Annotated in this window: 20 protein-coding genes and 3 pseudogenes; 13 read left to right on the top strand and 10 right to left on the bottom strand. The window is 51.6% G+C overall.

Annotated features, from left to right (window positions below):
• Position 1: 1 nt before the first annotated feature.
• From GTU79_RS15355 to pgpB, 4 genes are all read right to left on the bottom strand, one after another.
• On the bottom strand, positions 2–1,522 hold the full coding sequence (locus tag GTU79_RS15355) for a sugar ABC transporter ATP-binding protein (protein WP_203521301.1): 1,521 nt from the start codon (positions 1,520–1,522) through the stop codon (positions 2–4).
• Positions 1,519–2,181, bottom strand: a complete 663-nt coding sequence (locus tag GTU79_RS15360; protein ID WP_203521300.1) for a DUF2291 family protein — start codon at positions 2,179–2,181, stop codon at positions 1,519–1,521. The genes GTU79_RS15355 and GTU79_RS15360 overlap by 4 nt, the downstream gene beginning before the upstream one ends.
• A gap of 46 nt (positions 2,182–2,227) precedes the next feature.
• Entirely contained in the window at positions 2,228–3,169 is a 942-nt protein-coding gene (locus GTU79_RS15365) for a D-ribose ABC transporter substrate-binding protein (protein WP_132921423.1), read from the bottom strand.
• Between the two features lie 215 nt (positions 3,170–3,384).
• Entirely contained in the window at positions 3,385–4,140 is a 756-nt protein-coding gene (gene pgpB / locus GTU79_RS15370) for a phosphatidylglycerophosphatase B (RefSeq protein WP_203521299.1), read from the bottom strand.
• A gap of 263 nt (positions 4,141–4,403) precedes the next feature.
• Here pgpB and ribA point away from each other — a divergent pair, with 263 nt between their 5' ends.
• From ribA to GTU79_RS15385, 4 genes and pseudogenes are all read left to right on the top strand, one after another.
• Positions 4,404–4,991, top strand: coding sequence for a GTP cyclohydrolase II (ribA, locus tag GTU79_RS15375; RefSeq protein WP_203521298.1), 588 nt, complete (start codon positions 4,404–4,406; stop codon positions 4,989–4,991).
• A gap of 184 nt (positions 4,992–5,175) precedes the next feature.
• Positions 5,176–5,393 (top strand): annotated as a pseudogene (locus GTU79_RS30425) (NUDIX domain-containing protein); the annotation flags it as partial.
• Positions 5,394–5,653: 260 nt separating this feature from the next.
• Complete coding sequence (locus tag GTU79_RS15380; RefSeq protein ID WP_253073301.1) at positions 5,654–6,514, top strand: SAM-dependent methyltransferase; 861 nt, start codon at positions 5,654–5,656, stop codon at positions 6,512–6,514.
• A 431-nt stretch (positions 6,515–6,945) separates the two neighbouring features.
• Entirely contained in the window at positions 6,946–7,728 is a 783-nt protein-coding gene (locus GTU79_RS15385; RefSeq protein WP_214513107.1) for a terpene synthase family protein, read from the top strand.
• Positions 7,729–7,832: 104 nt separating this feature from the next.
• Here the strand turns inward: GTU79_RS15385 and acnA are convergent.
• From acnA to topA, 3 genes and pseudogenes are all read right to left on the bottom strand, one after another.
• Positions 7,833–10,504, bottom strand: a pseudogene (acnA, locus tag GTU79_RS15390) (aconitate hydratase AcnA).
• Positions 10,505–10,639: 135 nt separating this feature from the next.
• Positions 10,640–11,614 (bottom strand): HTH-type transcriptional regulator CysB, encoded by a 975-nt coding sequence (gene cysB / locus GTU79_RS15395; protein ID WP_132921418.1) that lies wholly within the window; start codon positions 11,612–11,614, stop codon positions 10,640–10,642.
• Positions 11,615–11,920: 306 nt separating this feature from the next.
• Positions 11,921–14,509, bottom strand: a complete 2,589-nt coding sequence (topA, locus tag GTU79_RS15400) for a type I DNA topoisomerase (protein ID WP_214513108.1) — start codon at positions 14,507–14,509, stop codon at positions 11,921–11,923.
• A gap of 448 nt (positions 14,510–14,957) precedes the next feature.
• Here topA and GTU79_RS15405 point away from each other — a divergent pair, with 448 nt between their 5' ends.
• Positions 14,958–15,173 (top strand): DUF2498 family protein, encoded by a 216-nt coding sequence (locus GTU79_RS15405; protein ID WP_214514153.1) that lies wholly within the window; start codon positions 14,958–14,960, stop codon positions 15,171–15,173.
• Between the two features lie 40 nt (positions 15,174–15,213).
• Here GTU79_RS15405 and sohB read toward each other — a convergent pair whose 3' ends face one another.
• Complete coding sequence (gene sohB, locus GTU79_RS15410) at positions 15,214–16,260, bottom strand: protease SohB (protein ID WP_203521294.1); 1,047 nt, start codon at positions 16,258–16,260, stop codon at positions 15,214–15,216.
• A 306-nt stretch (positions 16,261–16,566) separates the two neighbouring features.
• On the opposite strand from sohB, the gene GTU79_RS15415 reads away from it, so the two are divergent.
• Together GTU79_RS15415 and cobO are read left to right on the top strand one after the other, a co-directional pair.
• A complete protein-coding gene (locus tag GTU79_RS15415; protein WP_203521293.1) occupies positions 16,567–17,325 on the top strand; it encodes a YciK family oxidoreductase in 759 nt (252 codons plus the stop codon).
• 15 nt (positions 17,326–17,340) lie between these two features.
• The gene (cobO, locus tag GTU79_RS15420; protein WP_214513109.1) at positions 17,341–17,931 is read left to right on the top strand and encodes a cob(I)yrinic acid a,c-diamide adenosyltransferase; all 591 of its coding nucleotides are present in this window, start codon (positions 17,341–17,343) and stop codon (positions 17,929–17,931) included.
• A 182-nt stretch (positions 17,932–18,113) separates the two neighbouring features.
• Here the strand turns inward: cobO and rluB are convergent, their stop codons facing one another.
• Positions 18,114–19,001, bottom strand: coding sequence for a 23S rRNA pseudouridine(2605) synthase RluB (rluB, locus tag GTU79_RS15425; protein WP_203521291.1), 888 nt, complete (start codon positions 18,999–19,001; stop codon positions 18,114–18,116).
• Between the two features lie 503 nt (positions 19,002–19,504).
• Between rluB and GTU79_RS15430 the strand changes: the two genes are divergently transcribed.
• From GTU79_RS15430 to GTU79_RS15455, 6 genes and pseudogenes are all read left to right on the top strand, one after another.
• A complete protein-coding gene (locus GTU79_RS15430; RefSeq protein ID WP_214513110.1) occupies positions 19,505–19,948 on the top strand; it encodes a hypothetical protein in 444 nt (147 codons plus the stop codon).
• Positions 19,949–21,294: 1,346 nt separating this feature from the next.
• Positions 21,295–21,426, top strand: a complete 132-nt coding sequence (locus tag GTU79_RS31005; protein ID WP_275956894.1) for a hypothetical protein — start codon at positions 21,295–21,297, stop codon at positions 21,424–21,426.
• 341 nt (positions 21,427–21,767) lie between these two features.
• Positions 21,768–21,974: a hypothetical protein gene (locus GTU79_RS15440; RefSeq protein WP_214514200.1), complete on the top strand. Its 207-nt coding sequence runs from the start codon at positions 21,768–21,770 to the stop codon at positions 21,972–21,974.
• A gap of 391 nt (positions 21,975–22,365) precedes the next feature.
• Positions 22,366–22,539 carry a hypothetical protein gene (locus GTU79_RS15445; protein WP_214513112.1) on the top strand — a complete coding sequence of 58 codons (174 nt, stop codon included), beginning with the start codon at positions 22,366–22,368 and terminating at the stop codon, positions 22,537–22,539.
• Between the two features lie 1,199 nt (positions 22,540–23,738).
• Positions 23,739–24,116: an ATP-binding protein gene (locus GTU79_RS15450; protein WP_275956896.1), complete on the top strand. Its 378-nt coding sequence runs from the start codon at positions 23,739–23,741 to the stop codon at positions 24,114–24,116.
• An 88-nt stretch (positions 24,117–24,204) separates the two neighbouring features.
• Positions 24,205–25,413 (top strand): annotated as a pseudogene (locus GTU79_RS15455) (IS256 family transposase).
• A 71-nt stretch (positions 25,414–25,484) separates the two neighbouring features.
• Here the strand turns inward: GTU79_RS15455 and GTU79_RS15460 are convergent.
• A complete protein-coding gene (locus GTU79_RS15460; protein ID WP_214513113.1) occupies positions 25,485–26,021 on the bottom strand; it encodes a hypothetical protein in 537 nt (178 codons plus the stop codon).
• Positions 26,022–26,045 lie beyond the last annotated feature (24 nt).

Here is a 26,045-nt window from a genome sequence, read left to right on the forward strand (position 1 = left end):
ATCAGAATCCTTTTGCACTCGCCGTGACCAATGCCGATTCCTGGGCCGACTGACGCTCCACGTTCGCCGTCAATTTCCCGTTCGACATCACCAGAATACGGTCGGAGACCGCCATGATTTCTTTCAAATCCGAGGTGGAAAACAGAATGCCGATCCCCTGTTCCGACAGGGCCACCATCATTTCAAACACATCCGCCTTGGCGCCCACGTCAATCCCGCGGGTGGGTTCGTCCAGCAGCAGCAGCTTCGGATCGGTGAGCAGCGAACGGCCAATCACCACCTTTTGCTGATTGCCGCCGCTCAGGGCCTGGATTTCCACGTCCGGCGAAGAGACCTTGATGGACAGGTTGCCGATGGTGGACGCCACCACCTGCTCTTCATCCCGGCGCATGATGCTGATCCCGTTTTGCAGCCGCCGCCACAGGCTGGAGATGGTCAGATTCACCGCCACCGAGGAGGCGGGGAAAATGCCTGATTTTTTACGATCCTCCGGCACCAGGGTCATGCCGAGCCTGATGCGGTTGGCGGTGGACATGCCGGTGGAGATGGGCAAATCCCCCAGCCAGATTTTGCCCAGGTAATTTTTTTCGGTGCCCAGCAGACACTCGAACAGTTCGGTACGACCGGCCCCCATTAGACCGTAGATGCCGACGATTTCGCCGGCGCGCACGGTAAAGGTCACATCGTTCACCACCGGATGACCGGCATCGTTGACGCAGGTAATATGGTCCGCCTGCAATACCGGCAGGCCGAATTGACGCCCTGGCTTGAGAAAGGTGGTGACAGGGTCACCGCCAAGCATCTCCCGCACGATCCAGGGCACGTCGATTTCCCCCACCACCGCTTCGGCCTGAAAGCGTCCGTCGCGCAGAATCGTGATGTAATCGCCGATGGCCATCAGCTCCTCCAGGCGATGGGAGATATAGATAATGGATACGCCCTGGCGGGTCAGCTCCCGAATTACCCGAAACAGCACGTCCACTTCGTTTTTACTGAGGGCCGAGGTGGGCTCGTCAAGGATCAGGATATCCGCCCGCTCCGCCAGCGCCTTGGCTATCTCTATCATTTGCTGCTGGCCGACCTTGAGATTGGACACCAGCTCACGGGGAGAGATGGGCTGATCCAACCGGGCCATCAGTTCGGCGGCCACCCGCTCCTGTTCAGCCTGGTTAATGGGCCACAGGCCGGTTTGCTGTTCGCGGCCGAGGAAGATGTTTTCCGCCACATTGAGGTTTTCCGACAGGTTCAGTTCCTGATGCACCATGCCGATGCCTTTCGCCGCCGCCTCGCGGGTATTGCCAAAGCTCACCCGCTCGCCATTGAGCAGGATTTCGCCGGCGGTGGGCTGTTGCACGCCCGCCAGCACGTTCATCAGGGTGGATTTACCGGCGCCGTTCTCGCCGATGATCACATTCACTTTGCCGCGATAGACGTTGTAATTTACGTTGTCCAACGCCAGGGTGCCCGGATACATCATGGTGATGCCTTTAGCGCGCAGAACCACTTCAGGTTTATCGCTCATTGACTCGCCCCCCGCTTGATATCCAGCGCCACGCCGTCATCGATACCGCCATGGCTCAGGGTAAACGCCGCCAGCACGTCCACCGGCTGTCCGACCCAGCTCGCATCAAGGGCCGGCAGGCCGCCCAGCGCCTGTTTATTCAACGCCCTGGCCACCTGGGCGTACTGCACCTGGTTTTTAAAATCCTCAAAATGGATAAACCCGGCGGCATCGCGCACCGCGTTGCCCTTTATCACGGGCCCCAGTTGCAACAGCACGGTATCGCCGTTGACGTTCAGGGTCAGTTTGCGTTCCATACCGTCGGCATCCACCGCGCTGACCTTGGCGGAAAATTTACTGTAGACGCTTTTGGTATCGGTACCGGCCAATTTTTCCTGCGCCTGCTTCAGCGCCGGCCAATCCAGCGCCTGGCCGCGGGCGGCGGGCAGTATTTTCGGTCCCCAGAATTCCTGGGCTATCTGCTGCGGCGTCTGGTTGGAATAGTCCGGACCCGCCGTGGGATCCGCCGGAATAATCGGCTTACCGTCGCTGCCCAGCTTGACCACGTCGCAGGCGGACAGCAGTAGCAGGGCCAAAGCCCAGGTGGCCAGTTTTTTGCCTGTGCCCGGATTGCCCAATGTGGCCTGTTTGCCCAATATGCGTAATACGCTGAGTTGCATACCCTCTCCTGTTTTGAAGGGGCCTCACGACCCCTTCGTACGTCAATTAAGGCTGAACGCCGAAATTTTTCAGGTTTTTGGCATTGGTTTCATCAATCAATACGCAATCCATCAGTTGCTTTTCTTCTTTCTGGGCTTTACCGGTTTTCAGGTAGGCATCCGCCTGTTCCACCGCCATTTCCGCTTCACGCCAGCCCGGCTGCAGCACCGTGGCCTTGATATTGCCTTTGGCCAGGATGGAATCCCGCACATAGTCGCTGCCGTCAAAGCCCACCACGATAATGTCTTTACGCCCGGCGGCCTTCAGCGCGGCTTCCGCTCCCAGGGCCATGGTATCGTTGCCGGAAATCACGCCGGTGATATCCGGATGGGCCTGCAGCATGGATTCCATGCGGGAGAAGGCTTCGGTCTGGCTCCAGTTGGCGGTTTGCTGGGCCACCATCTTCAGGCCGGTATAGTCGTCAATCACATCGTGATAGCCCTGTGAGCGCACATGGGCGTTGGTATCGGACTCCTGGCCCAGCAGTTCCACATAATTCCCTTTACCGTTCATCAGTTTGACAAACTTTTCCGCCCCCAGCTGCGCGCCCTGGTAGTTATTGGACACAATCTGCGCCACCGCCACGCCGGTGGCATTGATTTCGCGATCGATAAGAAACGCCGGGATGCCGGCGGCTTTGGCCTTCTTCAACGGCCCGATGGTGGCATCGGCGCCGGCGTTATCCAGCACTATCGCTTTCGCTTTGCGCGCAATAGCGGTTTCAATCAGCTGGTTTTGTTTACTGACGTCGTCGTCATGGGACGCCACCAGCGTGGTATAGCCCAATTGGGTGGCTTTAGCGGTGGCGGCATCCGCTTCCGCTTTAAAGAACGGATTGTCATGGGACGGGGTAATGATGGCGATTAAGCCTTTATCGGCGGCAAAAGACGCCATAGACAACGACAGCAAAACGGCGGCAAGACAAGGTTTGAGTAGGTAGGTGTTCATTGTTGTTCTCCGTTATGAATATATATTCACTTTTGATTTTATATTCATATGGAGTGTGGCAATTCTAATGATGATTGTCCATGGCGAATTTTAGGAATAGCGATAGATATCACAAAAGCAACATTATCGTTACATTCCGGAGGATGGCGAGAGGGTGACATTTTGAGCAGGGCCGCGGCGCGCATCCTTGCGCGGCAGGCAGTATTCCATGGGGGCTACATACGGGATTTGATATCCCGGGCTTCATCGGGTTTGGGCACCAAAGGCCCAATCCAGCGCTGCACCAGCCAGCAGGCCGATGCGATCACCAGCCAGCTCAGCAGGATGCCCATCAGCACATCCCGCGGCCAGTGCATACCCAGCACCATGCGGCTGCTCAACACCGCCACCGACCAGACCATAATCACTATCACCGATTTATAATGCCGCCGAGGCCACAGCAGCCCCCAGGCCAGTAAGGCCCAGCTGGCGGCAAACACCGTGTGGCCGGAGGGAAAAGCGAAGCCGGTTTCATGCTGCCAATGTTTACGCAGCCAGCGGGGAATTTCCTGTTCGTTCTGCAGCTCTTTTTTCACCAGCATCGACCGGGCCTTGCCCGGCAGGGAATAAAAATCCCGGCCGTCCATATCGTGGGTCTGCTCCAGCCATATCACGTAGGGCCTAGGCTCCCGCACCCGGTCCTTGATAGCCGACTTGATACCCTGGCCCGCCAGCAGCGCGACGCCGAGAATGCAGGCCAAAACCAGCGCAGGCCCCAAGCGAAACCGCAAACACCATAAGAACCAGGCAAACAGGACGATGCTGGTGATAAAGCCCCAGGGAGACGTCACGGTTTGGGTCGTCCAAAACAATACCCGCCACCACCACACTTCATTATCCGGATGCCACTGCCAGCCACTGACCCAGGCTAAAATAGGGATTACCATAAGTACTATCGCGCCAAAACCGGTGCGTTTCGCAATATCAAACATGTGTCTTTCCGCTGAAAAGCTTTGCCGAGAAGAATAGAATCCCAAGACCGAAGGGGAGGCTTATAAACTGCCCGTCGTTGTAGGGAATTGTGACAATCAAATGACTATTTTGCCAATAATAAGCATGATCAATCGTCAGATTTTAATGAACTTGTGGCAAAATACCTTATTAACGGATTTTCGCGTATCACTTTGCGCCACGCTGGTCAAACAGCAAGATAATAAGTAGGATGCGCGTCAGTATTTCGGTTTTGGAGAGTAAAATGCAGCTTAAACGTGTGGCAGAGGCCAAACTGCCGACACCCTGGGGCGACTTTCTGATGGTGGGTTTTGAAGAGATAGCCACAGGACACGACCATCTGGCGCTGGTGTTCGGTGATATTACCGGCGTGGAGCCGGTGCTGGCGCGGGTGCACTCGGAGTGCCTGACCGGTGATGCCCTGTTTAGCCTGCGATGCGACTGTGGATTCCAGCTCGAAGCCGCCTTAACGCATATCGCCGAGGAAGGCCGGGGGATTTTACTGTATCACCGCCAGGAAGGCCGGAATATCGGGTTGCTGAATAAAATCCGCGCCTACGCGCTGCAGGATAAAGGGGCCGATACGGTGGAAGCCAATCATCAGCTGGGGTTTGCCGCAGATGAGCGGGATTTCACCCTATGCGCCGATATGTTCAAGCTGCTGGGCGTGGACTCCATCCGTCTGCTCACCAATAATCCGCAGAAGGTGGAGATTCTCACCGAGGCGGGCATTCATATCATCGAACGCGTCCCGCTGATCGTCGGCCGCAATCCGAAGAATGAACGCTATCTCAATACCAAAGCGACCAAAATGGGCCATTTGCTGGATTAGTAATCCTTCATTATGACTTGCCGTACTGCGGCCTGATTGTCTGACGTCAGCCACAATGGGGAATCCCTGTTTTCGGGGATTTCCCATTGGCATCGATGCTAAATATTGCCATTCATGATTTTTCAGGATTTACTAATCCCTTTTATTTTCAATCGTTATGAAGAGCTAAAAATAGCAATTGCTATTGTATTGTAAAACCTTTAGTGTTAATACAAGAATCATTATCGGATTTAACACTAAGACGGTCGTTCACCAGCAAGGATTATTGCATCGTGCCTTATCAATCTTGATATTCAACCGTGACGGCGAGTTGTTGTTGCAACAGCGCTTGGGAAATATTATTCAACGGGTTTATGGACTGATAGCTGTTGTGGGCATCCACATCATAATGAGTTGCCGCTTACATATGGGTAAGCCCATTAGAATTAGCCCATGAGTTTCGAAATAATTATATGCTGGCAATATCCTGGACCTACTGGCAAAACAGGATGCTCCGGCGATCTCTCTTGTTAACAGCGTCCTTCATGACACCTCGTTGGTCCAGGTGCCCAGGAGAAGATAATGAACGATTCAAATAACCTCAAGTTTACCGATATCCAGTTTAACCCGACGACGCCATATCAAGTTATCCGGGGAAAGACTGTCAATAGTTATGAAGAAAAGTGGTTCAAACCTATTGTGAAGATCCGGAGCATTGGCGCAAGGCGATCGGTGATTTATTACTATTCCAGTTTGGCGTTTATGACGATCCCGCCTCGAAGCCGCCGATCTCGCTGGATGAATCCGGTATACGTTATTTCGAGCGTCAGCTATTGCTGGCCGGCTTGGAAGAACGCATTGAACGCCCCGCCATTCGGCGTATTTTGGATATCGGCTGCGGCTGGGGTTACATCCTGAAATACCTGGCGCAACATTTCCCCGAGTGCGCACGGTTGGACGGGATCAATGTCAGCGAACAGCAACTGCGCCATTGCGCTGCCTTTTATAGCAAACAGGGGCTTTCCGATCGTATAAATCTCTATCTCTGCAACGCTCAGGATGTGGATTGTTTGCCTGATCCGCAGGAGACTTACGACCTGGTGATTATCCGCGGCGTGATTTCCCATTTTCCCAATGACCTATACGAACAGGCAATGCGTGCCTTGTTCAAGCGCGTCAGTCCGGGTGGCCGGGTCATCATTTCAGATAATCTCTACAATATCGATCCGGGGGATTATGAGTCCGATACCCCCGATATAATCGATCGTCTCGCCTGCCGGCACCGTAAAACCCCGGCCTATTTCTGCCAGGTGCTTAAAGACAGTGGTTTTTCCGTAAAAGATCTGCGCGTTTTACCGTCCAACATCGATGTCGCTCATTGGCTGATGGATTCCAAAGCCAATATCGAGCGTAATTTCCCCGCGAATGCAGGCGGCGCACTGGAGGAATTAAGGGTATTGGCTGAAAACTGGTCCGTTGCCCTGATGAAAACAAAGTATCCACTTATAGCGTCATTGCCACCCGAGCGTTTTAGTCCATGCTGAAAGCCGACAAGGCGAGCTTTTCACCTGTTTCGGCACACACAATCCCTTGAGAAGAGCGGGGCTCATTTCTCATGTTTCATCGGCGTATTTCATCTTTTTGCGCTGTTTTATTCCGAAATACTTTATACGGAGAAGGTTCATGAAAACAGAAATCATTCCCCTCTATATTGGCCCTTTGCCATTAAAGCCCATGAGCAAATCGAAGAATTCAATGTAAGTTCGGTGGAATTTATGGTTCGTTTTCACCTCTATGACGGTAAGGAACAACGAGAACGACTTAGTCTTGCGCGATGTGGCGGCGGTTTAACCGGTTTATTATATCCATCCGGACCTGCCGAGCTACATCAAATTGCCGGAGATTGGTCTATGTTCGTGTTTGCTTTTGATGATTACTATTGCGATGAGGGTCCCCTTAGAGGTGACCCAGAGGATTGATAACTGCCATAGCCAAAATGCATAGAGCAATTGAAGGATATGAATTCACAGACGATACCTATGATAACTACATACTCGCGTTACGTGATACCAGACTAAGACTGGAACAATGTGCTCCCGGCGAATTGGTTTATCAATGGGTAGATGCACTGAAAAATTGGTTATTTATAGAGGTGTATAAAGCCCAAAATATCGCTAAGGGATTGAAACCCGGTTTAAGCGAAGGTGCGCATATCCGTCTGCAGAGCGGCGGCGGTTTTCCATACATTGCGCTGATACCCATTGTTCGTCAAATACCCATATCTTTACACGATCTCGCCAATCGGCGTATTCGCGCCCTTGCTGAAATGTCCAATATGATTGTCAATTGGGGAAGTGAAATTTATTCATGCCACAAAGAAATAGTGCGATCCAACGACCATCATGACTTGATTGAAATTGTAGGGAATGCTTATGGCTGCAACCGGCAGGATGCGCTGAAAATTTACATTCAAATGTATGAAAAGATAGTCAAACGATTTATCGAATTATACGAAGAAGTTAAATTATCCAGCAACGATCCCGTGATCGGTTGCTACCTGGATGCGTTGATTGATTACGCCGGTGGCGGACTTTATTTTACTCAAAAGTCCCCACGCTATATTTTTACCGATAACGATGAAAGTCAAAGATATTATATCGAGGAGGGATTTAAACGCACCCCGACAGAGACAGCCAGGGACTTTGACTTGATTCCTTCACTGGCCTGGTGGTGGCACGTCGGCAATGAACGAATGTAAGTATCCTCAACACCCGAGTCGCGGACCTCTCCTGCGCCCTATGTCCGAACGGAGACAGAACGTTAAAAGTTCCCTCCGGCATGCGGAGGGAAATGCCAGAAACATTACAGCATCTTGCGGATCACGTAGTTCAAAATGCCGTCATGCTGGTAATAGGTAAGCTCATTGCCGGTATCGATACGGCAGCGGGTCATCACCTGCTCGCTGCGGCCATCGGCATAGTCGATGGTCACCGCCACCGTCTGGCCGGGAGCCAGCTCGCCCAGGCCGCCGATGCTGATACGCTCATCCCCCTTCAGCCGCAGCGATTGCCGGGTCACGCCGGCCGGGAATTCCAGCGGCAGAATCCCCATGCCAATCAAATTCGAACGGTGAATACGTTCGAAGGTTTCGGCAATCACTACCCGGATGCCCAGCAGCCGCGGGCCCTTCGCGGCCCAATCCCGGCTGGAGCCGGAACCGTACTCTTTACCGGCAATAACCGCCAGCGGCACCTGTTCCCGTTGGTAGCGCATGGCAGCATCGTAAATCGGCATCTCATCGCCGGACGGATAGTGACGGGTTATCCCCCCTTCCACACCCGGCACCATTTCGTTCCGGATCCGGATATTGGCAAAGGTGCCGCGCGCCATCACTTCGTAGTTGCCGCGCCGGGATCCGTAGGAATTGAAATTTCCCGCTTCCACGCCGTTTTCCCGCAGATAATGTCCCGCCGGGCTGTCCGCTTTGATATTGCCCGCCGGGGAGATATGGTCGGTGGTTACCGAATCGCCGAGCAACGCCAGAATACGGGCGCCGCGGATATTTTCCACCGGTTCGGGCTGGTGCTGCATAGCGTCAAAGAACGGCGTCAGGCGGATATAGGTGGAGTCTTCCTGCCAGTGGTAAGTGGGGGTGCGGTTGACCTCGATCTCCTGCCAGTCCCGATTGCCGTTGAAAATAGCGCTGTATTCCTTATGGAACATGGCGCTGTTCACCAGGCTCACCGAATCGGCGATTTCCGCCGAACTCGGCCAGATGTCCTTGAGATACACCGGCTGCCCGCCGGCGTCGGTACCCAGCGGATCGGTACTCAGATTCACCAGCATATTACCGGCCAGGGCATAGGCCACCACCAGCGGCGGCGACGCCAGCCAGTTGGTTTTCACCAGCGGATGGATACGCCCTTCAAAGTTACGGTTGCCGGACAGCACCGCTCCCACGGTCAAATCCCCGGACTTGATGGCCGCCTCGATGGGTTCCTTAAGCGGGCCGGAGTTACCGATGCAGGTGGTGCAACCGTAACCCACCAGGTTAAAACCGAGCTGATTCAGATAAGGCGTCAATCCCGCCGCCGCCAGATAATCGGTCACCACTTTGGATCCGGGGGCCAACGAGGTTTTCACCCAAGGCTTGGTCTTCAGCCCCTTTTGCACCGCGTTGCGGGCCAGCAGGCCGGCGGCCATCAGGATATTGGCATTGGAGGTATTGGTGCAGGAGGTAATGGCGGCAATCACCACCGCCCCTTGATGCAGTTGGAAGGATTCCCCCTCCAGCTCCACGTCCTGGAAATCCGGATGATGGGTACGCTTGGTGAAATCCAGCTCATCGCTGGCGCGGAACGCCGCCGCCACACCCGGCAACGGCACCCGGTCCTGCGGCCGTTTCGGCCCCGCCAGGCTTGCCACTACCGTTCCCATATCCAATACCAGCGTACTGGTGAAGCGCGGTTCATCCCCAGCATTGCGCCAGAGGCCCTGTGCTTTGCTATAGGCTTCCACCAGCGCTATCTGCTCTTCGCTGCGGCCGGTCAGGCGCAGATAATCCAGGCTGATGGCATCTACCGGGAAAAAGCCGCAGGTGGCGCCGTATTCCGGCGCCATATTGCCGATGGTGGCGCGATCCGCCAGGGGCAGCACGTCCAGCCCATCGCCATAAAATTCCACGAATTTACCCACCACGCCGTGTTTACGCAGCATTTGCGTTACGGTCAGCACCAGATCGGTGGCGGTGATGCCCTCATTCAGCTTGCCGATAAGCTTAAAACCCACCACGTCCGGAATCAGCATGGATACCGGCTGGCCAAGCATGGCCGCTTCCGCTTCGATACCGCCCACGCCCCAGCCCAGCACGCCGAGGCCGTTGACCATGGTGGTATGGGAATCGGTGCCCACCAGCGTGTCGGGATAGGCTACTTCTTCACCATCCTGCTGCTCGTGCCAAACGGTTTGCGCAAGGTATTCGAGATTGACCTGATGGCAGATACCGTTTCCCGGCGGCACGACCCGGAACCGGCTGAATGCCTGCTGCCCCAGCGCAGGAATTTGTAGCGCTCGAGGTTCCTTTCCATCTCCAGATGATTGTTTTCTTCATAGGCCCCGTCGTTACCATAGCTGTCGACGGTGACGGAATGGTCGATAACCAGGTCAACCGGCGACAGGGGATTGACCTTGTTTACATCGCCGCCCAGGCGCTTTACCGCCTCTCGCATGGCGGCCAGATCCACAACCGCCGGCACGCCGGTGAAATCCTGCATCAGCACCCGGGCCGGGCGATAGGCGATTTCACCCTCGGCATGGGCGTTTTCCAGCCAGCCGGCCACCGCTCTCAGATGCTCTTCGGTGACAATGTCACCGTCTTCGTTGCGCAGCAGGTTTTCCAGCAGCACTTTCATGGATTTGGGCAGCGCGTCAAGATTACCCAGCGTCCGCGCAGCGTGGGGCAGGCTGAAATAGCGGTAGGTTTTATCCCCGACCGCCAGGCGTTCCTTACTGGTTTCTCGAATTGTTGACGACATAACTCCTCCAGACTTTTATTTCATTATAGTCATAACCCCATTGGGTTTGAGGCGATCTGTCATCATTTTACAAGATTAATGTAACGTTTTCATAACAAGTGATGCGGTCACCCTGGCCGGAAAAGGCGTTATGGCTTATTTAACCGGCAGTTTGATATCTTTGAACATGGCCTCTATTTCCTCATTGGAGCGCAGGGCAATGGCCGTATCCACCACGTCGCGGGTTAGATGAGGCGCAAAGCGCTGGATGAAGTCGTACATATAGCTGCGCAAAAAAGTGCTGCGCCGAAAGCCGATTTTGGTGGTGCTCAGGGCAAACATTGCATCAGCATTGATTTTAACCAGGTCCGGATCGGCTTCTTCGCTTACCGCCATATTGGCAATTACCCCAACGCCCAGCCCCATGCGGACATAGGTTTTGATCACATCGGCGTCGGTGGCGGTAAAGACGATGCGCGGCGTAAGCCCGGCGCGGTTGAAGGCGGTATCCAGTTCGGAACGGCCGGTGAAACCAAAGGTATAGGTCACCAGCGGATAGGCCGCCAGCTCATCAATGGTGATGTTGGCCTTATTGGCCAACGGATGATTGGGAAGTACCACGATAGCCCGGTTCCAGTGATAACAGGGCAGCATCACCAGATCTTCATAGAGATGCAGCGCCTCGGTGGCGATGGCGAAGTCCGCCACGCCTTTGGATACCGCCTCGGCGATTTGAGTCGGGGAGCCCTGATGCATATGCAGGGAAACCCGCGGATAGCGTTCGATAAAGCCTTTGATGACTTCAGGCAGAGCGTAGCGGGCCTGGGTGTGGGTAGTGGCTACATACAGCGAGCCTTTATCGGGGTAGGTATGTTCGCCGGCAACGGCTTTTATGGCGTCGACTTTCGACAGGACTTCGCGGGCAATGCGGATGATCTCTTGCCCCGCGGGGGTCACCTGGGTCAGATGTTTGCCGCTGCGGGCAAAAATCTGCACCCCCAGTTCATCTTCCAGCATTCGCACCTGTTTGCTGATGCCGGGCTGCGAGGTATAAAGCCCCTCGGCAGTGGAAGAAACATTCAGATTATGATTTACCACTTCAACAATATATCGAAGCTGCTGCAATTTCATATTTGTCATCCTGGCATAACAGGTGCAAGAATCCGGTGCAAAAGTACCGTTTGGAGTCGCTGTCACCATGAGGCAGCCGGCTTTTGTCAGCATCGGGGGCAAAAGTAATATTTTGCAATAATACTATTTAATCATAAAAAATCGCTATATATAACTTATTTATAAAGCATAAAAAAACCAACCCGGAGGTTGGTTGTGGTAGGCGGCAGGGCGAGATGATCCCTTTAATACGGCTCATGCAAGCTTCAGTGATAGCGGGCCGACTGTGCCGTGGGGCGCTCCGGCGAGCGGTAAAACCATGCCCGCTTATTTTTTGCTGACCTGCCATTTGCCGTCGATGTAAAACGCGCTCCAGCCGGTGGCCTTGCCGTCTTTTTCCGACGAGACATATTGCTGTTTGGTCTTGCGGCTGAAACGAACCATGGTTTTATTCCCTTCATCGTCCTTCACCGGCGCGTCGGCCAAATAACGGAGTTTTTCCGGTAAACGATCCTTGAAACGGGCCAGTTCTTCCACCAGCGGCGCGCGGGTTTCCCGTGATTTCGGGAAGGTATTGGCGGCCAGGAACACTCCCGCGGCACCGTCGCGAAGGACAAAATAGGCGTCTGATTTTTCGCAGGGCAGTTCCGGCAGTGGCACCGGATCCTCTTTCGGCGGCGCGACGTCGCCGTTACGAAGGATTTTGCGGGTGTTCTTGCACTCGTCGTTGGTACAGGCCATGTATTTGCCGAAACGGCCCAGCTTCAAATGCATTTCGGAACCGCATTTTTCGCATTCCACCACCGGGCCGTCATAGCCCTTGATGCGAAATTCCCCCTGCTCTATTTCATATCCGTCGCACAGAGGGTTGTTGCCGCAGACGTGGATTTTGCGATTGTTATCGATAAGATAACTGTCCATGGCCATGCCGCATTTCGGGCAACGTCGGCGGGCGCGCAGCGCATTGGTTTCAGCGTCATCCCCTTCGAGTATGTTCAGGGTCTCGGCTTCGGGGATCAGGTTGATGGTGGTTTTACACCGTTCTTTCGGCGGCAGGGCATAACCTGAGCAGCCGAGGAATACGCCGGTGCTGGCGGTACGGATGCCCATTTTACGTCCGCAGGTGGGGCAATCGATGCTGGTCATCACCATCTGGTTGAGACGCATGCCCCCCTCTTCCGGGTCTTTTTCGGCGATTTCCAGCTGATGGGTGAACTCGGTGAAAAACGAATCCAGCACCGCTTTCCACTCTTCCTTGTTGTTGGCCACCTGATCGAGCTTGTCTTCCATGCGGGCGGTGAAATCATAGTTCATCAGCTCGCGGAAATTCTCTTCCAGCCGGTCGGTGACGATTTCGCCCATTTTTTCCGCGTAAAAGCGTCGGTTTTCCACCTGGACGTAACCGCGATCCTGAATGGTGGAGATGATGGACACATAAGTGGAAGGCCGGCCGATACCGCGTTTTTCCAATTCCTTTACCAGCGAGGCTTCGCTGTAACGGGCGGGCGGCTTGGTAAAATGCTGGCTGGGCAGCAATTTTTCCAGGGCGAGCTCTTGCCCCACTTTCACGGCGGGCAGGGTGCGGTCTTCATCGCCCTTGCGCAGCGCCGGCATGACTTTGGTCCAGCCGTCGAACCGCAGGATACGCCCTTTGGCGCGCAGGGAAAAATCACCGGCTTTTACCGTCAGGGTGGTGGAATCATACAGCGCAGGCATCATCTGGCAGGCAACAAACTGACGCCAGATCAGTTGGTAGAGCTTTTGCGCGTCCGGCTCCATATCACTGAGCTGTTCGGCCTGGTTGCCGACGTCCGAGGGACGAATGGCTTCATGGGCTTCCTGCGAATTTTCCTTGCTGGCATATTCATTGGCCTGTTTGGGCAGATACTTGGCGCCAAACTGGGCGCCGATGTAGTCCCGGGCCATCGTCAGCGCATCCTGGCTCAGATTGGTGGAGTCGGTACGCATATAGGTGATATGCCCGGCCTCATACAGACGCTGGGCCAGCATCATGGTTTTTTTCACCCCATAGCCCAGGCGGGTACTGGCGGCCTGTTGCAGGGGAGAGGTTGTAAAAGGCGCCCCGGCTTTGCTACTGGTGGGTTTATCCTCGCGATCGGCGATGATATAGGTGGCGTTTTCCAGCTGTTTGACCGCGGACTGGGTTTGCTCCTGGTTCACCGGTTTGAAGGGCTTGTCCCCTTCATGGGTGACCTGCATCTGCAGTTGCGCTTTGGCGGACACCTTAAGATCGGCGTGCAGTTCCCAGTACTCTTCCGGTACAAAGGCCTTTATTTCCCGCTCGCGTTCCACCACCAGCCGGACGGCCACCGACTGCACGCGGCCGGCGGACAGCCCTCGGGCCAGCTTTTTCCACAGCAGCGGCGACACCATGTAACCCACTACACGGTCCATAAACCGGCGTGCCTGTTGGGCATTCACCCGATCGATATTTAATTCGCCGGGCTGTTTAAACGCTTGGGTAATGGCATTACGGGTGATCTCGTTGAACACCACCCGGCTGAACCGTTTATCATCGCCGCCAATCACTTCCCGCAGGTGCCAGGCAATGGCTTCCCCCTCGCGGTCAAGGTCGGTCGCGAGATAAATATGGTCGGCATTTTCCGCCAGCGCTTTCAGCTCGGTAACCACTTTTTCTTTGCCGGGCAATATCTCGTAATGGGCCTTCCAGCCGTGATAAGGGTCGATTCCCATGCGATTAACCAGCGCGCTTTGCGCATCGCTTTTTTCTTTTTTCTTTTTAGTTGTGTCTGCGCTTTTCTTACTGGCTGAACCACTGGTGGGCAAATCGCGGATGTGACCGACGCTGGACTTGACCACGTAGTCATTACCTAAATATTTATTAATCGTTTTGGCTTTCGCCGGGGATTCAACGATAACGAGAGCTTTACCCATTTTACCTTTACCTGAATGATTTCTTCTCTGAAAGAAGCTTTTGTGCGCCAGACCCTGGCTGGGCATACCTCTGATTTTATATTGCGGCAGTACCGTCAAAAATCAACCTCTTTCTAGCCGGTCTGTTTTTCACTAACGACATGAGATTAACCTACTGATAAATATAATAAATTTATCAATATTAGCCTATGATATTGATAAATCCATTGCCGGTTTGTACCCATCGGCATCCCCAGAGTCATGAAGGCCCACACTCTACATGATAAAAAGTTGGCGCAACTTATTAGCGATACAAAAAGCGGCTGTTGTAAACCAATTAAGAAAAAAGGCGCCAACGGAATAAACCTTAGTCTGTTTGCAGCCAAACACAACCGGGTATTACAATAGGCTCTGCATTAACCAAGGAGCAAAATTTATGTACGCAAAACCACCCCATTGATCGCAAAACCTGTTGATTGAAGCGAATAGGATCATACGTGAACACGATGAATATATGCACGGTATGGAAGCGACCGAAGTAGAACAAAAAGACGGCGTGCTGGTTTTCCGCGGCGAATTTTTTTTCGATCAGGACGGAATACCCACCCGTAAAACCACAGCGGTGTTTAATATGTTTAAACATCTGGCCGTGGTGCTATCGGAGAAATATCATCTGCAGGATTGAGCGTTGTGGGTAACGGGCCGTATTCCCGGCCCGCCTATATTCATAATAAGGGCTTTTCCCCTTTCTGCCACCAATGCAGCAGCCGCTGTTCGATACTCAAGGCCGCACTGTCGGTAAATCGCGAAAGCAAACGTTTCCGGCGTGCGTATTTGATGTTGATGACCTCGTGATTAGCCATTTCGGCAATCAGCAGTTCATCACTGGTGCCGATGCCGTCCACCAGCCCCTTCTCCCTTGCCTGGCTGCCGTACCAATGCTCGCCGGTAGCCACGGCTTCAATATCCAGCGACGGACGCATCTCATGCACGAATTGTTTAAATAATTGATGTGTTTCATTGAGATCTTGCTGGAATTTCTGACGGCCCTGCTCGGAATTTTCGCCGAACAGCGTCAAGGTTCGTTTATACGCACCGGCGGTATGCAGTTCCACATCTATATCGTTGCGCTTTAACAGGCGGTTGAAATTAGGAATTTGCGCCACCACCCCAATGGAGCCGATAATGGAAAACGGCGCGGCGATTATGCGGTCGGCAACGCAGGCCATCATATAGCCGCCGCTGGCGGCCACTTTATCCACCGCCACGGTGAGGCGAATGCCTTTGTCGCGCAGGCGCTGCAACTGCGAAGCGGCCAACCCGTAGCCATGCACCACCCCGCCTGGGCTTTCCAGCCGCAGCAGAACTTCGTCCTGCGGTTTGGCAACCGCCAGCACCGCGGAAATTTCTTCCCGCAGCGAGGCCACTTCCCCCGCATCCATGCTGCCCTTGAAATCCAGCACATACAGACAGGATTTCAGCGGCGCTTTTTCGCCGCGCTTGGCGCGATTACGCGCCAGTTTGGCATCGTGCTTTTCCTCTTTTTTGTAACGTTTGTGCCAAATGCGCTGTTCCGCCTCTCCCATGCGGGCCAGCTGCATTTCGCGCTGCATTTCGCGGTAATGCTTACCCAAATCGGTGACCTGGAGCTCACCCTTGCGTCTGCGCTGCCGCTGGCGCAGCCCTACCGCCAGCAGCATAACGGCGCCTATAGCCGCCACCACGGTAATGGCTTTCGCCAAAAAAAGTCCGTATAGAGAGAGAAATTCCATTTTGCCACCTTGCTGAAATGTTTTTCGTTGTGGCTTATTCTAGCTAACAGCCGGGGTCCCGTCGTCAGAAAATTCGGAATATTCCGCCCTATAATAGTGATAAATCTTGTTTTCCCGTCGGCCCGCCCTTTTGGGGCAAATCGCGATGCGACATTCGCCGGCATTGGCCGGGCTTACATTGAAATCCCCCACTGTTTCAGGCATAAAAGAGTGATCGTTCCGGCCATCGCCCGGGTAATCAAGCGTCCTGCCCACCAAGCAACTAACTATAAGCGCGGCAAGCAATAGTAAGCAGAGGAGTCCGACGTGTATTACCAGCCCGCAAACAATTTACTGCAGCAGCGTATCATTATGGTTACCGGCGCCGGCGACGGCATCGGACGTGAAGCGGCGCTGACCTATGCCCGTTACGGCGCATCATTGCTGCTGCTGGGCAGAACGGAGGCGAAGCTGGCGGCGGTACGGCAGCAGATCGCCGATGAAGGCGGCGCGGATGCCCGGGTGATCACGCTGGATTTATCACAGGCCGGCGAGCAGGAGTTTCGGCAGTTGGGAGAAGCGTTGCTGCGGGAAATCCCCCGGCTGGACGGCCTGCTGAATAACGCCGGTTTGCTGGGAGAAATCGCGCCCATGGCGCGGCAATCCGCCGACAGCTGGCGTAACGTCATGGAAGTGAACGTCAACGCCACCTTTTTATTGACCCGTGCCATGCTGCCGCTGCTGCTTAAAGCCTACCGGCCATCGCTGGTATTCAGCAGTTCCAGCGTCGGCCGGCAGGGCCGCGCCAACTGGGGCGTTTACGCGGTGTCGAAATTCGCCACCGAGGGCATGATGCAGGTGCTGGCGGATGAATATCCCGCCGCCCGGCTCCGGGTCAACTGCATCAATCCCGGCGGCACCCGGACTGCCATGCGCAAAAATGCGTTTCCCGACGAAGACGCCGAAAAACTCAAAACGCCGGCGGATATCATGCCGATTTATCTGTATCTGATGGGTGACGATAGTCACCGCAAAACCGGCATCAGTTTTGATGCCCAGCCGGACCGTAAACCGGGACCGGCGTGAAAACAGGATGACACCATGAGCGAAGAAAGGCACCAGCAGCGCCAACAGCGATTAAAAGAGAAAGTGGATGCCCGTATCGCCGGGGCGCGAGAGGAGCGGGGAATCGTGATCGTTTTTACCGGCAACGGCAAGGGCAAGACCACCGCTGGCTTCGGCACCGTTACCCGGGCCGTCGGGCACGGTATGCGCGCTGGGGTAATTCAGTTTATCAAAGGTCAATGGCCGAACGGTGAACGCAACCTGCTGGAAGCTCACGGCGTGGAGTTTCAGGTGATGGCCACCGGCTTTACCTGGAATACGCAAAATCGGGTAACCGGTCGCGCCGCCGCGCGGGAGGTCTGGCAGCATGGTTTGCGGATGCTGGCGGATGAAACGCTGGATGTGGTGTTGTTGGAGAAACTGACCTATATGGTGACCTGCGATTATATCGATTTATCCGAGGTGATTGAGGCGCTACAGCGCCGGCCGCCAAACCAGACGGTGATTATTACCGGGCGCGCCTGTCATCGGGAGCTGTTGGATCTGGCGGATACGGTGAGCGAACTGCGGCCGGTTAAACACGCTTTTGATGCCGGGATCAAGGCGCAGCAGGGTATTGATTGGTAGGGACGGTCTCTCTTTATGGCGCGGTATCCCTTTAACATGCTTGTTGCACGTCCGATGAACGCGGGCCTACCGTGCCATGTGGCGCTCGGGCGGGCGGGAAAACCACGCCCGCTTCGACCACATTGGCGCGGTCTCCCTTTAACAGGTTCGGTTTAAGCTTCAGAGAAAGGGATTTCTGCGCCTTATGCGCCGGAATTGCGTTTGCTGCTTTGGCCGCCGCCGCGGCGGGTGGGAGCTACCTGGCTGTGGCGTTTAACCGCCCGGCGGATCTGGTTGGCTTTCATGCGGCGGCGTTCACGCTCCACCGGCATTTTACTGACCGTCTCGGCGGGCAACTGCACCATTTCACGCAGGTAGTTGATTTCCAGCAGGCTGAGTTCGGTCCATCCGCCGCGGGGCAATCCCTTGGGCAGGGGAATATCGCCGTAGCGGGTACGAATCAGGCGGCTGACCTGTACACCCACCGCTTCCCACAGCCGCCGCACTTCGCGGTTGCGTCCTTCGTTCAGGGTGACGTTGTACCATTGGTTCAGACCTTCGCCGCCTTGGAAGCTCAGTGACTTGAACGCGGCGGCGCCGTCTTCCAGCTGAATGCCTTTGGTCAATTGGCGAATTTTCTCATCGTCCACCTGACCGAACACCCGCACGGCGTATTCACGTTCCACCTCGCACCGGGGGTGCATCAGGCGGTTGGCCAATTCGCCGTCGGTGGTGAACAATAACAGGCCGGAGGTGTTGATATCCAGGCGCCCTACCGCCACCCAGCGTGAACCGGAAATTTTCGGCAGGCGATCAAAGACCGTCGGGCGTCCGTCGGGATCGCGGCGGGTACAGAGTTCCCCTTCCGGTTTGTAGTAGGCCAACACCCGGCATACCGATTCCTCGGTGGCGGTAATGCTTACCACATGACCGTCAACGCGGATTTTCATTGAACCGACGACTTCAACCCGATCCCCCAGCGTGGCGATTTTACCGTCGACGCTGACGCGGCCTTGTTCAATCAGGGATTCAATTTCCCGGCGGGAACCCTGCCCGGCGCGGGCCAGGACTTTTTGCAGCTTTTCGCTCATAGAGCAACCTCGGTTGTCGCCTTCACAGGCGTCTAATGTTAATAAACAAGGGATTGAATAGACCTTAACCCATTGCCATGCAATGAAATCCAGCGTTTAAGAGTGTCATAAAGCCTGTTGCGGCCATAGCATTCACACTCCTTTTGCGGTCGGGTATAGTACCCTAACTTAACGCTAAAAGCTTGTACGCTTTTCATCGGCCGGCATTGGACGTTCCCCGATCTCGCGACATGCCGTGACTAAAACGGTATCCATGCGGTAAGGGCCCTGATAGTAGCGAGAACGCCAGGGGCCCCCCTGGAATTCGGTCAAACCAATAATATATGTTGAATATTTCTCATAAAATAGAGTCAAAATTTGAAAGTTTAATTATAGTAAATGAAATATGATTTAATAAATTAAATATGATTGCATTATCAATGCTGTAGCATGATACAGATTAAAGTATATACGCGGCATTGACACAATTTTATACTGACTTGCGCAAAACAAGGAATTTAATAATGCATAATATTTCGGGCCCAGCAAATAGGGGCATACCAGCCAGTGCTAAAGAAACTGTTGAATTTACCTTAGGGAGCAATAAAGGATTACATTTTTCAAATACCCTTAAAAATATTGAAAATACCGCAGATGATCTTGTCGCCGGCGCCCCATACCATAACAAAACAGGGGGTGACTTACTGTTAAGTATTTTTGCCACAGGCATACTTAAGGCTGATTTCGCCAGCAGGATGGGCATACCATCAGATGCGATCTCCGAGGCTTCGTCTATTGACCATGGAGAGATGGGGAAAGCCCTGACAGCGGATGAAACATTAAAAGTGCTTGAAAACGTGTTGAAAACCGTGCGTTTTTTGTATAAAGGGAGCCGTATAAAATCTTCTAATAAAATAAAAACCAATCGCGATATGTATCATATTCAAGAAACGCTTTTTATGAAATAGAGTCGCAGAAACTGTTCGAAACATCTACCCAAAAGCATTGGAATATTGCGTTACGCATGAATTTGGAAACTGCGGTGTAATGGCACGTATCGCCTATGCGTTGTGTCATAAGCTTGGGTTGAAACCAGGATTGGCTTTGTTCAGATCAGACGGAAGTTTCGCGCATGAAGTATGCCGAGTGAAGGTAAACAATGAATTTTATATGGTTGATAGCTGGGCTAATTATATATGTCATGAAAATGATTTTTATCCATGTTAAGAGATAAAATGATCAAATGGAATCTGGCTGGGAAAAGCATTACTAATGGAACACCTTTCTCTTTTAATGGGGAGAGGAATTTGTAATACCGAAGAATGCACTGGCATCTCCTGATGATGCTTTGAAATTAAAGTTAGTAAAATCTCAACCGATTAAGGGAGAGCATAATATTGTAAGCGAAGACTTCTTCATGTTTCTTGGAGATAAGCTGGTCAATAAAATTTCGAGAGTAAAAGCCATTGCCAATGACGGCCAATAGGCTGCTCCAAATCAGCCTTGCCACTATCGTCGGTATTAGTTTGATTTTTAATCGGGCAACTATTTGATTTCATCTCCTTAAACAGAAGCTCTACCGGCAACCGGCAATGTTAGCGCTGCATTACCTCCGCTGCGCTGCTACCCCGAGACTCTTATTACAAGAATCACGCTAACGCCTTGGAGGAGCAAGAGTGATAAGCCGCTAAACCCATCGGCGATAACCGCAGCGGGAAACGCTCGCGGCACATTTACCACCACTCGGGATTTGTCATGTTGAAAGATAAGGCAACCTCAACCAAGCAGTGGAGGAAATCCTTGATCGCATTCAACTAAATAAGTAGCAACGCATAATAAATGCAACGCTTAAAGAAAGTCTAAAATGCAAGATTAATTTTCAATTGTAGCATAGACTTTATCTACTGTGTCATAAGGGTTGGTTCGCAAATTGAGGCGAAAATAAAACCGCCAAAGAGGTTATTTAAAATGCATTCGAATACTTCTTTCTTTAATATGGAATATTCATCATGACTTTTAATTTCGAGCCGTCTTCCCTCGATAATTTCATCCTCGGTAAGCTCCACTCATTTTCATCGAGAAGATGTACTAATGTAACAAACGCATCGGACACTATGTGTGACAGAAAAATTTGTCCGAGCCCTTAGAAAAGGTTGTGAACGCACGTTTCATTAAGTCATTAACCACGGTTAATAAGAGCGTTGAATTCGAGGGTGCCGCGGTTATTTCTATGAAAATATAATAAGATTCGTTTCCGGTTTTCGGATTGGAATGTTGTTAATATTACTTTCGACTCTCAAGGCAAGGTTTCTGAATGCTATGGCAAAATGAAGGATTTAGTAAAATTATCGATGCGGGCATACTCAAGTCTGGCTTTGCAAACAAGATCGGTCTGTCGTTAAAACGAATGTCGGCGCTGGCCTTGCAACGTCGGGAAAAATCTTAACCTCTGATAAAAGATGGCACTGCTTGAGATTTTGTTAAAAAACGCGCCGAATATTCAAAGAAATCTCTTAAAATGTATAACAAACTTACCAAGGTCAAAAGCTACGATAATCATTTTGAAGGGCAAAAGTATCTCGATAAAGCGCGCGAGCTTAAGACCGACTCTTACGAAAAATCACTCAAGTATTGCATTGAGCATGAAGATGGCAATTGCGGTGAACTGGCATACGTTACCTATGCTTTGTGTCATAAGCATGAATTGAATCCTAAATTAGCAACATTCGAGTCCGATGGAAATTTCAACCATGCCGTGGTTCGAATAAAGGTAAACGACAATTTTATATGCTGGATCCTTGGGAAATATTTTATGTGATGAAAAAATTTTTAGGTGCATTAAGCGACAAAATGAATAAATGGCACAACGCTGGAAAGCATATTTTAAAGGGAGAATTTTTTAAGAATGACTATATTAAAGGCACATTACCAGACAGTGTTAAAGCATTTCCTCGCGATGCCTTAGCTTTAAACTTGATAGTTGCAAACCATTGAATGTAAAAATAATATAGTAAGTTATGAATTTTTTATTCAATTGAAAAAAATATCGTCAATATATGAGTCAATAAACTTATCACATCTTAGTTTTACTTCAAGCCAGACTAAGGCTGTCAAATATAAATCATCGACCACTTTTGTCAATGATAATGTATTTATATTTAATAACGGTCACTTTTGACATTTTATGGCCATGTATAGCGGTCATAACGCGTGGGATGAAATCATAACCTGAGGCGGCGCGCCAAATAAGAGAAAATGTAGGGCTGCATGCAAGGTATGGGAATTGAATTGTAGAAAATTTTTCTTCCTATTACAGCATGACGCATTTCCGTTCATTTAATTCCATGATAAACGCTGTATCATTAACAAGCTCAAGGAGATTGAAGTGTTATCAATTTTAATAAATTTGATGCAGGCAATCAAAGTACTCATGATAAATTTACTCAATATGATGCAAAAAACTGGTAGCGCTTTTAAAGAAACGTTAACTGGTATAAAAACACATCAAATGAATTTTGTAAAAGCACGCGTAATGAAGATGATTTTCTTGGCGATCTGATATATAAAAAATTTAACTGAGCCGTTGAGAGAAGTCGTCAACGTTCGTTATATTAGGTTATTGACTACGGATAAAAATTCCTTAAATATGATGGCGGAATCGGATCTTTCGATAAAGAGTATAATGAGATTCGTTTTAGATGTCCTGACTCAGGGTATGTAAATATTGTTTTCGATACCATGGGCAAGATTTCCGAATGCTATGGCATCAAAGAGGACTTATTAAACCTTTTGCTATTGGTATACTTAAGTCTAGTTTTGCGGACAAGATCGGCTTATCTGTAAATGCGTATGTCGGCTCAAAGCGCTTAAGGTTAAGTAGAAATTCGGCATCTGATGAAAAATTAGAAATGCTTAAATTTTTGCTAAAAAAACGCGTTATTTATTCAAAGGAGGATTAAAACGGGTAACAAAATAAAAATAAACCTTACCTATGATAATTTTTGTCAAGCAAATAATAAAATATTATTATTGCGTGAGGTTCATCATGAAAGTGTCGAACGATCCTTTCCTATTGCGTTGAACATGAAGTTGGGAACTGTTGCGAAATGGCGGAAATAGCTTACATATTATGTCATAAACACGGATTGAATCCTGAAATTTCAGTCTTCGAGTCAGATGGAAAATTCAATCATACTGTTTGCCGAATAATGGTGGACGATCGGAAATATATACTGGACCCATGGGCAAATATCCTATGCGATGAGAAAACTATTTAAATACCTTAAAGACTAAATTGGAAAAATGGTACACAAGTGGAAAATTTGTATTTATTGGGGACGATTTTTGATCGATTATTTTGGAAAAATTATACTGCCAGATAATGTAAAGTTATTACCTGAAGATGCATTAAAATTTAAACTTGTATTTTCCCATCCCTTGGAAGAAAAGCATCATAAGATTGGGTCAGAATTTTTTCATTACTTGAAAATAAGCTGCTTATGAAAAATTTTTATGATTTAAACCCTGTAAACGATTCTGTGGCGCGGCACGAGGCTGTTCCTGTGATTGTATCAGCCAGTATGTAGTGATTAGTGTGAAGAAACCTGTTCTCTCACCAGCAGTTCCCTACCCGGCTGTGCGTTGAGAGTAATTTCAATGTGCAAAGCGTCGGGGACAACGTAGCCTGGTAAGGGTCTGATTGACCGGGGCTACCGGGTTCACCTCACGCGTACCAGCGATCTGGTACAACGCTTGCGGATGGCCCGCAAGGAAATGCGCCTGCCAGCGCAAATCACCAAACTGGACCGCTTCGATCTACTGATTTTGGATGATCTGAGCTATGTTCGCCGGGATCAGGCCGAGACTTCCGTGCTGTTCGAATTGATCGTGGCACCTTATGAACGAAAGAGTTTAGCTATCACTGCCAACCAGCCGTTCTCGTGCTGGGATCAGGTGTTCCCGGAGGTGGCTATGACGTTGGCGGCAGTCGATCGGTTGGTGCACCATTCAACCATTTTCGAGCTTAATGGGGAGAGCTATCGTCGACGCACAGCGACCACCAAAAAGCAGGATAAAGAGAATCAAAACTGCCTCGCTTCACAAGCCAAGATAATTGACGCCGAACGGCCAAGATAGTTGACGCGTAACCAAAGAGCCTGTACAAAAATTTGTGTAATTGCCTGATTTTGATATGTTCTATCCAACATCCAAAACAGGTTAACTTATGGACGAAAAACAGTTGCAGGCTCTGGCCAACGAATTGGCCAAAAATCTCAAAACTCCTGACGATCTCAACCAGTTTGATCGCTTACTGAAAAAAATCAGTGTCGAGGCGGCTCTAAACGCTGAAATAACCCACCACCTCGGGTATGAGAAAAACCAGCCCAAGCCGGGAGGGAATACCCGTAACGGCTATTCAACCAAGACCCTAACCACCGGCGATGGGCCGCTGGAACTGCGCACGCCACGCGATCGTGACGGCTCTTTTGAACCGCTGCTGGTGAAAAAAAACCAGACCCGGATCACCGGCATGGATAACCAGATCCTGTCGTTGTACGCCAAAGGGATGACCACTCGCGAGATCGCCTCCGCATTCAAAGAGTTGTATGACGCCGACGTGTCGCCGGCGCTGGTATCGAAGGTGACCGATGCCGTGATGGAGCAGGTGGCCTAATGGCAAAACCGGCCACTGGATGCCGTCTATCCCATTGTTTATCTTGATTGTATCGTTCTCAAAGTTCGGCAAGACAGTCGCGTCGTCAACAAAGCGGTATTCCTGGCGCTGGGTATCAATATTGAGGGCCAGAAAGAGCTGCTGGGCATGTGGCTGGCCGAAAATGAAGGCGCGAAGTTCTGGCTGAACGTGCTTACCGAATTGAAAAACCGCGGACTGAACGACATCCTCATCGCCTGCGTTGATGGTCTGAAAGGCTTCCCGGACGCCATCAATGCGGTCTACCCGCAGGCGCGGATCCAATTGTGTATCGTGCATATGGTGCGCAACAGCCTGCGGTTCGTTTCCTGGAAGGACTACAAAGCCGTCACCCGGGACCTGAAGGCCATCTATCAGGCGCCTACGGAAGAGGCTGGCCTGCAAGCGCTGGAAGCGTTCGCCGGTGCCTGGGATAGCCGCTATCCGCAGATAAGCCGCAGCTGGCAGGTAAACTGGTCGAATCTTGCCACGTTCTTTGCCTACCCACCGGACATCCGCAAGGTGATCTACACGACCAACGCCATCGAGTCGCTGAACAGCGTAATCCGCCACGCCATCAAAAAGCGCAAAGTATTCCCGACAGACGACTCGGTGAAAAAGGTGGTGTGGCTGGCTATTCAGGCGGCATCGCAGAAATGGACGATGCCGCTGAAGGACTGGCGCATGACAATGAGCCGCTTTATTATCGAGTTCGGTGACCGCCTGGACGGTCACTTCTGAGAAAAGGCATTTACACAGAATGGTGTACAGGGTCCATTTACACAGAATGGTGTACAGGATCGGGTCGGCATTTACACAGAATCATGTACAGGGCCCGTACCAAACCATTGATAAATTTCTCTCCGATGTATGGCTACGTCCTCAGGTGAGTTTACACTTTCTCTAACTCGCCAGCCAAACCTCAAAACGCCGCTTATAGACTTATCATACGCTATTCTTAACGCTAACTCATGAAGCTGGTTAACGGCCGTACTATTATTTGATATTCCATGTTCCCGGGCTACGGCCTCGTGGGACTCCCCGTTCCTTACGCGCTCGCTTGCCGGTCCATGCAGCGCAATCATCTCAAGTTCAGGAAAGACCTGACTCTTAATTGATATTCCATGTTCCCGGGCCACGACCTCGCATGATTCGCCGTTGCTTACGCGCTCCCCTGCCGGTCCCTTCACTGCTATCATCTCAAGTTCATGATAAACTGTACTATCATTTGATATCCCATGTTCCCCGGCTACGGCCTCGCAGGACTCACCCTTTAATACGCGCAAGCCTGCCGGTCCAGTCAGTTCTATCATCCGGAGCATGCGATAGGCATTTCCATTTCTAGACATGCCATGTTCCCGGCATATGACCTC

It is taken from the genome of Sodalis ligni (assembly GCF_016865525.2).
GTDB classification, from domain to species: domain Bacteria; phylum Pseudomonadota; class Gammaproteobacteria; order Enterobacterales; family Enterobacteriaceae; genus Acerihabitans; species Acerihabitans ligni.

Coding starts and splice junctions, on each gene's coding strand:
- GTU79_RS15430 (WP_214513110.1), top strand. CDS start 19,505: ATGCATAATATTTCGGGCCCAGCAAATAGGGGCATACCAGCCAGTGCT.
- GTU79_RS15365 (WP_132921423.1), bottom strand. CDS start 3,169: ATGAACACCTACCTACTCAAACCTTGTCTTGCCGCCGTTTTGCTGTCG.
- GTU79_RS15360 (WP_203521300.1), bottom strand. CDS start 2,181: ATGCAACTCAGCGTATTACGCATATTGGGCAAACAGGCCACATTGGGC.
- topA (WP_214513108.1), bottom strand. CDS start 14,509: ATGGGTAAAGCTCTCGTTATCGTTGAATCCCCGGCGAAAGCCAAAACG.
- ribA (WP_203521298.1), top strand. CDS start 4,404: ATGCAGCTTAAACGTGTGGCAGAGGCCAAACTGCCGACACCCTGGGGC.
- cysB (WP_132921418.1), bottom strand. CDS start 11,614: ATGAAATTGCAGCAGCTTCGATATATTGTTGAAGTGGTAAATCATAAT.
- GTU79_RS15450 (WP_275956896.1), top strand. CDS start 23,739: ATGGCCCGCAAGGAAATGCGCCTGCCAGCGCAAATCACCAAACTGGAC.
- sohB (WP_203521294.1), bottom strand. CDS start 16,260: ATGGAATTTCTCTCTCTATACGGACTTTTTTTGGCGAAAGCCATTACC.
- pgpB (WP_203521299.1), bottom strand. CDS start 4,140: ATGTTTGATATTGCGAAACGCACCGGTTTTGGCGCGATAGTACTTATG.
- rluB (WP_203521291.1), bottom strand. CDS start 19,001: ATGAGCGAAAAGCTGCAAAAAGTCCTGGCCCGCGCCGGGCAGGGTTCC.
- GTU79_RS31005 (WP_275956894.1), top strand. CDS start 21,295: ATGCTATGGCAAAATGAAGGATTTAGTAAAATTATCGATGCGGGCATA.
- cobO (WP_214513109.1), top strand. CDS start 17,341: ATGAGCGAAGAAAGGCACCAGCAGCGCCAACAGCGATTAAAAGAGAAA.
- GTU79_RS15440 (WP_214514200.1), top strand. CDS start 21,768: ATGCTGGATCCTTGGGAAATATTTTATGTGATGAAAAAATTTTTAGGT.
- GTU79_RS15460 (WP_214513113.1), bottom strand. CDS start 26,021: ATGTCTAGAAATGGAAATGCCTATCGCATGCTCCGGATGATAGAACTG.
- GTU79_RS15355 (WP_203521301.1), bottom strand. CDS start 1,522: ATGAGCGATAAACCTGAAGTGGTTCTGCGCGCTAAAGGCATCACCATG.